Origin of the sequence: Microvirga sp. 3-52 (assembly GCF_018383585.1) — a bacterium.
In the GTDB taxonomy this organism is placed as follows: domain Bacteria; phylum Pseudomonadota; class Alphaproteobacteria; order Rhizobiales; family Beijerinckiaceae; genus Microvirga.
On record NZ_JAHAMK010000011.1, the window covers coordinates 152,845 to 161,999 of the forward strand.

Consider the following 9,155-nt stretch of genomic DNA (forward strand, 5'->3'; position numbering starts at 1 on the left):
CGCCGGGTTCGTCCCGGTTCGATGATCAGCCGTATAGAATGACCGAGCGGCAGGATTTCGCAATAGGTGCTTGTCCGGAGCCGGAGCCGGCTGAAAAAGCGTGGCTCGAGGGAAGGGGTAGGTAGAGTTTCCTGCAATTCCTGAGGAAGAGTTCCGTCTCTCAGCAACCTAGGCTTGATATCGATATGAGATAACATAGCAATATCATTCGGTGACGCCGTCGGGGCCGTGAAGCCGAATGTGCAATCTCCATCGGAATTAAGCAGAGTAGGAGATAAGAACGGCGTTTAATCTTTTGCAATAGATGGAAATGCTGGAGGGCTAGGAGGACAACGATTACGTGGACGGCGGCAACGGCGACGACATCGGCGGCGGTCAGGAGGGTGCCGACACGCTCCTGGGTGGCGCCGGCAACGACGAGCTGTGAGGCGGCGCGGGTGCCGATCGGTTCTTCTTCACCACCGCCCTGAACGCTGCCGGCAACGTCGACCAGATCAAGGATTTGTCAGCGGCCGAAGGGGACAAAATCCTGCTCAAGCATGAGATCTTCTCAGGGCTGCCGATGGGGTTCATGTCGAGCTACCTGTTCACGGTAGGCGCAGCGGCCACAACGGCGGATCAGCGCATCGTCTACGACCAGAATACGGGCGCGCTGTCTTACGACGCGGATGGTTCGGGCTCGCAGGCGGCCGTTCAGTTTGCCAAGCTGTCGGCCGGCACCTACTTGACCGCGTATCAGTTCACAGTCGTCGGATATCAAACCAAGGAAGCGGCAGGGACCCTCCTGCCGCTCACCGCAAGGAAAAGGGCGCGGTTCAAGATACCGCGCCCTTTCATTTTGTTCGCGCATTCGTTTCAGCGCAAAAAACGATGCTCACCAGGTGCCGGTATTGGGCATGGACGCCCAGGGCTCCTGCACCGGCTTGGGCTCGCCGCGCTGGAGCAGCTCGATGGAGATGTTGTCGGGGCTCTTGACGAACGCCATGTAGCCGTCGCGGGGCGGACGGTTGATGGTCACGCCCGCGTCCATCAGCCTGCGGCAGATCTCGTAGATGTCGTCGACCCGGTAGGCGAGATGGCCGAAATTGCGGCCTCCGGCATATTCGTTCTCGTCCCAGTTGTGGGTGAGCTCCAGGAGCGGCGCCTTTGAATCCTTTGCCCTCTCGACATCGCCGGGAGCCGCCAGGAAGACGAGGGTAAAGCGCCCCTTCTCGTTATCCGTCCGGCGGACCTCGACCAGCCCGAACTTGTTGCAGAAGAAATCGAGAGATTCTTCGAGGTTCGCAACGCGAACCATCGTGTGCAGATATTCCATGATCCGTTTCCCTGTGGGTCGGCCATAGGTGATGGCGTATTTGCCGAGGAGATCAAGGGGTACCTTCTTCTTGCGCGGAAAATGCCTTGGATTTGCTCAAGATCAGGTGACTTTTAATGAATGCTGCTCCAAGCAGACTTGTGGTCCTCCCCCGCGGCCCTAGCTCTCCACGTAACTCAGTTTCAAATGAGTATCTGATGCGCACCGACACAAACCAGATCGTTCGTCTCGAGGACTACCGGCCCAGCGACTTCCTGATCGATCGTGTCGAACTCGACGTCAAGCTGCACCCGACGGAGACTCGGGTCAGGGCCACCCTCGCCATGAGGCCCAATCCGGAGGGCCGCTCGGGAGCGCCCCTCGTCCTCGATGGCGATGAGCTGAACCTGAAGGCCGTGTCGTTGAACGGGCGCCCCCTGACGGCTGAGGAGTTCGAGGCCTCTCCGCACGCGCTCACGATCGCACAGGCCCCCCGCCAGCCGTTTACCCTGACCATCGAGACCGAGCTCAACCCGACCGCCAACACCAAGCTCATGGGCCTTTATCGGTCGAGCGGCAATTATTGCACGCAATGCGAGGCCGAAGGCTTCCGGCGCATCACCTATTTCCTCGACCGGCCTGACGTTCTCAGCGTCTATACCACCCGCATCGAGGCCGACCGTGAGGACGTTCCAGTTCTCTTAGGCAACGGCAATCCGGTCGAAAGCGGGTCCATCGACGGTTCCGACAGGCATTACGCGGTCTGGCACGATCCGCACCCGAAGCCGTCCTATCTCTTTGCCCTGGTGGGCGGGCGCCTCGGCCGGGTCTCCAAGACCTTCACCACCATGAGCGGGCGCGAGGTGGAACTGGCGATCTACGTGGAGCCCGGCAAGGAAGATCGGGCCGATTACGCTCTCGATGCGCTCGAACGCTCCATGCGCTGGGACGAGAAGGTTTTCGGCCGCGAATACGACCTCGACGTGTTCAACATCGTCGCCGTGTCCGACTTCAACATGGGCGCGATGGAGAACAAGGGCCTCAACATCTTCAACGACAAATACGTTCTGGCCAGCCCTGAGACCGCAACGGATACCGACTACGCCCATATCGAAGCGATCATCGCCCACGAGTACTTCCACAACTGGACCGGCAACCGCGTGACCTGCCGCGACTGGTTCCAGCTCTGCCTGAAGGAGGGCCTGACGGTGTTCCGCGACCAGGAGTTCTCGTCGGACGAGCGGTCGCGCCCCGTGCATCGCATCGCCGAAGTGAAGACCCTGAGGGCGCGGCAGTTCCTGGAGGATTCGGGTCCCCTCGCCCATCCGGTGCGGCCCACCCAGTATCGCGAGATCAACAATTTCTATACCGCCACCGTCTACGAAAAAGGTGCGGAGATCGTCCGCATGCTCAAGACGATCATCGGCGACGCCGATTTCCGGCGCGGCATGGATCTCTATTTCGAGCGCTGTGACGGCACCGCCGCTACGGTCGAGGACTTCCTGAGCGCCTTCGCCGATGTGACGGGCCGGGACCTGTCTCAGTTCGCCCACTGGTACGAGCAGTCCGGTACGCCGCGGGTCAAGGTGAAGGGGCATTACGACCCCGACGCAAGGACCTACCGCCTCGATCTTGCACAGAGCACTCCTCCGACGCCTGGCCAGGCGAGAAAGGAAGCCATGGCGATCCCGGTCGCCCTCGGTCTGGTCGCGCATGACGGATCGGCGCTGAGCGCGCGTTGCGAACGGGTCGACCAGCGAGGCGTGTTCCTGTTCGACAAGTCTGAGGACACCATTACCTTCACGGGCGTGACGTCCCTGCCCGTTCCGTCGCTGTTCAGGGGATTCTCCGCCCCGGTGAAGCTGTCGCTCGATCTGCCGAACGAGGAATTGCTGGTTCTCCTCCGGCACGACACGGACTCGTTCAATCGCTGGCAGGCCGCGCAGACCGTCGCCATGCGCCTGCTGACCTCCCTCTCGACGGGCGCACAGGTTGAGGAGGAAGAGGTGGATGCCTTCTCGGCTGCTCTCTGTTCCTTCATGAACCGGGACGCCCTGGACGATCCTGCCTTCGCGGCGCTTGTCGTCACCCTTCCCAGCGAAGCGGATGTCGCGCAGGAGATCGGGCAGGATGTGGACCCTGACGCCATCCATCGCGCACGCTCGGAGATGCGGCGTCGCATTGGTCAAGGCTGCGCCAAGCATCTGCGGCGCCTCTACGAGTCGCTGACCGATTCCGGCCCCTACAGCCCGGATGCGGCAAGCGCAGGGCGGCGGGCCCTGCGCAATGCATCCCTCGACCTTCTCGCTGCATCCGATCCTTCCATGGGCGAAGCGCTCGCCGTGCGACAGCTTGAATCCGCGAGCAACATGACCGATCGCCTCGCAGCGCTGAGCGTTCTTACGACCTTGCCCGGAGAGGTACGCGAAGAGGCCATCGCCCGGTTCGGGGACCGCTATCGCAACGAGCCACTCGTGCTCGACAAATGGTTCACGCTGCAGGCCGCGATCCCGGAGGACGGCACCCTGGAGCGGGTCAAGGGTTTGATGCAGCATCCGGCCTTCTCCATTGCCAACCCCAACCGCGTGCGCTCGCTCATCGGCAGCTTCGCCATGCTGAATCAGGTTCAATTCAATCGGGCCGACGGAGCAGGCTACCGCTTCCTGGCCTCGATCGTCCTGCGAGCGGACGAACTGAACCCACAGCTTGCGGCCCGCCTTCTGACCGCCTTCAGCACGTGGCGCACGATGAAAAACGCCCGTCGATCACACGCGGAACAGGCCCTGCGTTCGATCGCGCAAAAGCCCAATCTTTCCCGCGATGTAGGGGATATCGTGAGCCGTTCCCTCGAAGATGGGCAGTCGAAATAACCTAGATATTTTAATAGGTTATCGGGTTGTCCTAGATTTCCCCAAGGGAACGCGGAATGGGAAATTTTTTATTAACCTTCGGGTTCTACTAACTAGACAAATCACCCGCTCAAGATTCTATTGATAGTGATTCGGAGAGATGCGGCACGTCCTCCGATGCAGGACGAAAACGGTTCCGGAGGAAGCATCGCATGGCGGGGGCGGTGACCGCATGCGTACCCGCACGCGCGGGTACGATTCTAGGGGTAACGCGATCAGACGCGAACCCGGCATATCGGCGGCTCGAGCAATATGAGCCTCTGCTGAGACTTGCGGTTCCGGTTCTCCTGGTCCTGTTTCTCGTCACACTTGCGGGCAGCGCCTGGATTCAGATCCGCGACGGCCGCAAGGACACGCTTTTCGACGCCATCAACGACATCGACATCATCGCTTCGCTCTCGGCTGCGAAGCTCGGCGCCGCCCGTGCGCCCGCCGACCGCACGCAGGCCGTGACGCAGCTCGAGCGCCTGGCGAAGGACATGCCGCCGAGCGCCCTGACGCAGAACCGCTCCCTCATGCTGGTCGATCAGGCCGGCGCAGTCCTGGCGGTCTACCCGCCCATGGAGGAGGCTCCGACCAAGCTCACGGACATCCTGGGCGAGGCGCAGCCCCTGATGCTGTTCGCCGACCGCGCCGGCGTCATGACGATCAAGCTTCCTGGCGGCACCGAAGGCATGGCGACCGTCCGGGCGCTTCACGCCTCCTCCGGACAGATCGCCCTCGTGCAGCCGATGCCGCACATTCTGTCTGGGTGGTGGACGCGCACCATCGGCCATGTCTCGCTGCTCGGCGCCACGATCATGGTTCTGCTCGGCATCGGCGTCGCCTATGTGATGCAGGCGAACCGCGCCCGCGCCGCCGACGAGGTGTGCGAGAAGGTGCGCGACAGGATCGATTCCGCGCTCAACCGCGGACGCTGCGGCTTGTGGGACTGGGATATCGGCCGCGGCCGCATCTACTGGTCCGACTCGATGTACGAACTTCTGGGCTACGAGCGTCAGGACGAGTTCCTCTCCTTCGGCGAAGTGAACACGATGATCCACCCCGAGGATCAGGATCTCTTCACCCTTGCCGAGCAGCTCGCCTCCGCCAGCACCTCGCTCGTCGACTACGAGTTCCGCATCCGCAGCATCTCGGGCGACTGGGTGTGGCTGCGCGCCCGCGCCGAGCTGATGAACGATCCGGATGATGCAGCCAGCCATCTCGTGGGCATCGCCGTGGACGTGACCGAGCAGCGCGGCCTGGAAGAGAAGACCGCGAAGGCAGATGCCCGCCTGCACGATGCCATCGAGGCGATCTCCGAGGCCTTCGTGCTGTGGGATGCCAACAACAATCTCGTGCTGTGCAATTCGAAGTTCCAGAAGCTCCATGAGCTGCCGGCCGATGCACAGCTCCAGGGCAAGTCCTACGCGGAAGTGATGGCTCTCGGCCGTCCGCCGGAGGTGCAGCATCAGTTCCTGCGCCGCGAGCAGCAGGACGTGGGCGCACGCACCTTCGAGGCGCGCCTGCAGGACGGCCGCTGGCTGCAGATCAACGAACGCCGCACCAAGGACGGCGGCTACGTGTCGGTCGGCACGGACATCACCGCGCTCAAGCGCCACGAGCACCGCCTCGTCGAGTCCGAGAAGGAGCTCATCGCCACCGTTCTCGATCTCAAGCAGTCGCGCCAGAAGCTGGAGGCGCAGACGCATCAGCTCGCCGATCTCGCGGAGCGCTATCTCGACCAGAAGGCACAGGCCGAAAGCGCCAACCGGGCGAAATCGGAATTCCTCGCCAATATGAGCCATGAGCTGCGCACGCCGCTCAACGCCATCATCGGCTTTGCGGAAGTGATGCAGAGCGGAATCTTCGGCTCGCTCGGCTCCGACAAGTATGAGGAATACTGCACCGATATCCGCTCGAGCGGCGAATATCTCCTGTCGGTGATCAACGACATCCTCGACATGTCGCGCATCGAGGCTGGCCGCACCACGCTCACCAAGCAGCCCATCGAGGTCCATGCCTCGATCCAGCGCGCCCTCAAGCTGGTGGGCGAGCAGACCAAGGCCAAGAACCTCTCGGTCACCGTCGACGTGAATCCCGAAGACATTGTCGTGCCGGCGGACGAGCGCGCGCTGCACCAGATCCTCGTCAACCTGCTCCAGAATGCGACCAAGTTCACGAGCGAAGGCGGCTGCATCACGGTGCGGACCCGTCAGGCCGGCAATGCCGTCAACATCTATGTGGAAGACAACGGCATCGGCATTCCCGATCACGCCCTGCACAAGCTCGGGCAACCGTTCGAGCAGGTCGAGACCGAGTTCTCGAAGAGCTACAAGGGCTCGGGGCTCGGCCTCGCCATCGCCCGCTCCCTCGCGGAGCTCCACGGCGGCAGCTTGCGTATCAGAAGCCAGGAAGGGCTCGGCACCATCGTGCTGGTCCACCTGCCGCTGACGGAGGCCACCAGCGCCGACATCGCCCTCGCCGACGCAGCAGCTTAATCGAGAGCCGGACGGGACGGGTGCACGGCCTGGAATCGCTCAGATGACGGAGCGAGCGCTGACCCTGCCTTCGCATGCGAGAGGCCTGTCGCCTTGAACCCGCACGGATATCGAAGATGCGGAAGCGCGCTCGCGCTATACCTCTGACGGCACAGATTTCGGCGGGCTCCCGATCATCGACTCGAGACCAAGCTCTCAGCCATGAAGAAAGGGCGCAGCGGTTGCCGCGCCCCTATAGGGATTGTCGGGCGACAGGCGCGAGGCTGCCGCTAGATCGCTCACACGATGAAGAAGTTGAACGCGCTGAGCGTGGTGCCGGGGTTGAGCATCGCAATCTTGACCGCCGCCGCCGCGCCTGAGCCGTCGACATCGTAGCTCAGATCGCCGGTGGCGGAGTTGTACAGGATGTGATGCGATGCCGAGGTCGCCGCCCCGACCTTGAACGCCGAGCCCAGCAGGCCCACGCCCAACGCCGAGAAGACGTTGTGGTTGAGCCTGATCATGTCGCCCTCGGCTGCCGCAAAGTCCTTGAGCCGATCGGCCCCCGCGCCGACCGCCGTGTCGAACAGGAAGATATCGGCACCGCTGCCGCCCCACAGTTCGTCCTGGCCGTAGCCGCCGCTGAGCGTGTCGTTGCCCTCCTGGCCGCCGACGATGTCGTCGCCGTCGCCGCCGTGGACCAGATCCGTCCCGGCAAGGCCCGCGATCCAGTCGTTGCCGGCCCCGCCATAGAGACGGTCGCCGCCGGCCGCCCCGCGCATGTTGTCGTGACCGCCCTCGCCGTGCAGCTCGACGCCATGCCCGCCGCCGCGATCGACCCCGACGAGGCTGTCGGCGAAGTTCGAGCCCTGCACCACCTCAATGTTGGAGATCGCGTCGCCGGCGGCCGCGCCGCCGTTCTGGTTGGTGGCCAGGTCCACCGCCACGCCGCTCGCGGCGCTCTGGTAGGACAGCACGTCCCAGCCTTCGCCGCCATCGATGTTGTCGCCGCCGGCGCCGCCGTCGAGCCAGTCGTTGCCGGCGCCGCCGAACAGGTAGTCGCCGCCGCCCTTGCCGGTGAGCCCGTCGTTGCCGCCCTCGCCGTAGAGCTGCACGCCATGGCCATTGTCGATGCCGGTGAGCCGGTCGTTGTGGTTCGAGCCCTGCAGCACCTCGATGTTGAAGACCGCATCGCCCGCTGCCGCGCCGGCATTGAGGTTGGTGGTCATGTCCACCGTCACGCCGCCCTTGGCGCTCATGTAGGAGCCCACGTCCCAGCCCTCGCCACCATCGATCACGTCGGCCCCAACGCCGCCATCAAGCCAATCGTTGCCTGTGCCGCCTAGAAGCGTATCAGCTCCGCCAGAGCCCCTCATGCCATCATCTCCGGCACGCCCATCAAGAATCCCGCTTCCGGAGAGAATATCGTTGGCATTGGATGCGATTCTGAATTCGATGGTCTGCAGCGCCCCGAACTTGTCATGCCCTTGGATGGTGCCGCGCACCCCGCCAGGGGCAGGCGACAGATGAAGGACCAGTTCCTCGCCTTTCACGATCTTGGGTAATGGCGACAAGGTAAGGACCAGTTCTTCGCCTTGTACGATCTGAGGAGAAGGCGACAAGGTTAGGACCAATTCTTCCCCAACCAAGAGAATTGGAGTTCCGTCCGGCGTCATCACGCTCTGGAGGAGAGTGGGATCGAACGTATCTATTCGACTCGTGACCGGATTATAGACGAGCGTGATGCCCGCATAAGGGTCGTTCGGTTCGGAGCCCTGCGCCTGACCCGAACCGCCCGAGGAATACGAGGAACCCGTTCCGGAACCGCCTGTCTGGTTGCCGGTGATGGTTCCGGCCTGGCCAGTCCCTCCCCAGGCAATTCCGCCGCCGCCCGTGTTGCTGAACACGCGCTGCATATCAAGCTCGAAGATCGTTGCGGCCGTAGCCATGGTTCTGCCCCCTTCGGACGAGGATGGCCCGGGGAACGCATCCGTTGCGGCTGGAGAGAGGCCAATCGCAACCACGATTACGCTCATAAGGCCAACCGGAATTGTTCAGCCCTGAACAATTGCAACGTTATCTTGATATAAAGCTTTAGCAAGAGCTTTTGCATACATTCGACGATTATCGTTAGATACAACCTGAGGTTACGAAGCTCAATTCCAATATTATCTTAGGTTACTTAAGTATAAGTTTTACAATAACTCCCAATAATACAAGTTAAAATGAAACAATACAGAGCCACTTCGTGAATATACATGAATATAAGTTATTTTTATCAGATTACACCCAAGCGGTTGTTTCGATACTAGAGCAACGGCAGTTCTGACGGAGTCCTTGGGGCTATGCGGCGCGGCGGCTTCGTGATTCACTTGTCTCAGCCCTCTTTCTGGGAGGAGATGAGCGATGACCAAGTCCTACTCGCTGGATCTGCGCCGCCGAGTGGCGCGCTTTGTCGAGGCGGGGCATTCCTGTCACGCGGCCGCCCGCCAC

Annotated in this window: 5 protein-coding genes; 3 read left to right on the plus strand and 2 right to left on the minus strand. The window is 62.2% G+C overall.

The genetic code is table 11. The annotated features are described in order from the left end of the window. Nucleotides 1–340: 340 nt before the first annotated feature. Complete coding sequence (locus tag KHP60_RS25830) at nucleotides 341–427, plus strand: hypothetical protein (RefSeq protein WP_213564017.1); 87 nt, start codon at nucleotides 341–343, stop codon at nucleotides 425–427. A gap of 447 nt (nucleotides 428–874) precedes the next feature. Here the strand turns inward: KHP60_RS25830 and KHP60_RS11365 are convergent, their stop codons facing one another. Next, nucleotides 875–1,315, minus strand: coding sequence for a VOC family protein (locus KHP60_RS11365; protein WP_213564002.1), 441 nt, complete (start codon nucleotides 1,313–1,315; stop codon nucleotides 875–877). A 197-nt stretch (nucleotides 1,316–1,512) separates the two neighbouring features. Between KHP60_RS11365 and pepN the strand changes: the two genes are divergently transcribed. Further along, complete coding sequence (gene pepN / locus KHP60_RS11370; RefSeq protein WP_213564003.1) at nucleotides 1,513–4,164, plus strand: aminopeptidase N; 2,652 nt, start codon at nucleotides 1,513–1,515, stop codon at nucleotides 4,162–4,164. 191 nt (nucleotides 4,165–4,355) lie between these two features. Next, complete coding sequence (locus KHP60_RS11375; RefSeq protein WP_213564004.1) at nucleotides 4,356–6,683, plus strand: PAS domain-containing sensor histidine kinase; 2,328 nt, start codon at nucleotides 4,356–4,358, stop codon at nucleotides 6,681–6,683. Between the two features lie 278 nt (nucleotides 6,684–6,961). On the opposite strand, the gene KHP60_RS11380 is transcribed toward KHP60_RS11375, so the two are convergent. Then, complete coding sequence (locus KHP60_RS11380) at nucleotides 6,962–8,611, minus strand: calcium-binding protein (RefSeq protein ID WP_213564005.1); 1,650 nt, start codon at nucleotides 8,609–8,611, stop codon at nucleotides 6,962–6,964. Between the last annotated feature and the right edge of the window lie 544 nt (nucleotides 8,612–9,155).

Coding starts and splice junctions, on each gene's coding strand:
- KHP60_RS11365 (WP_213564002.1), bottom strand. CDS start 1,315: ATGGAATATCTGCACACGATGGTTCGCGTTGCGAACCTCGAAGAATCT.
- pepN (WP_213564003.1), top strand. CDS start 1,513: ATGCGCACCGACACAAACCAGATCGTTCGTCTCGAGGACTACCGGCCC.
- KHP60_RS11375 (WP_213564004.1), top strand. CDS start 4,356: ATGGCGGGGGCGGTGACCGCATGCGTACCCGCACGCGCGGGTACGATT.
- KHP60_RS11380 (WP_213564005.1), bottom strand. CDS start 8,611: ATGGCTACGGCCGCAACGATCTTCGAGCTTGATATGCAGCGCGTGTTC.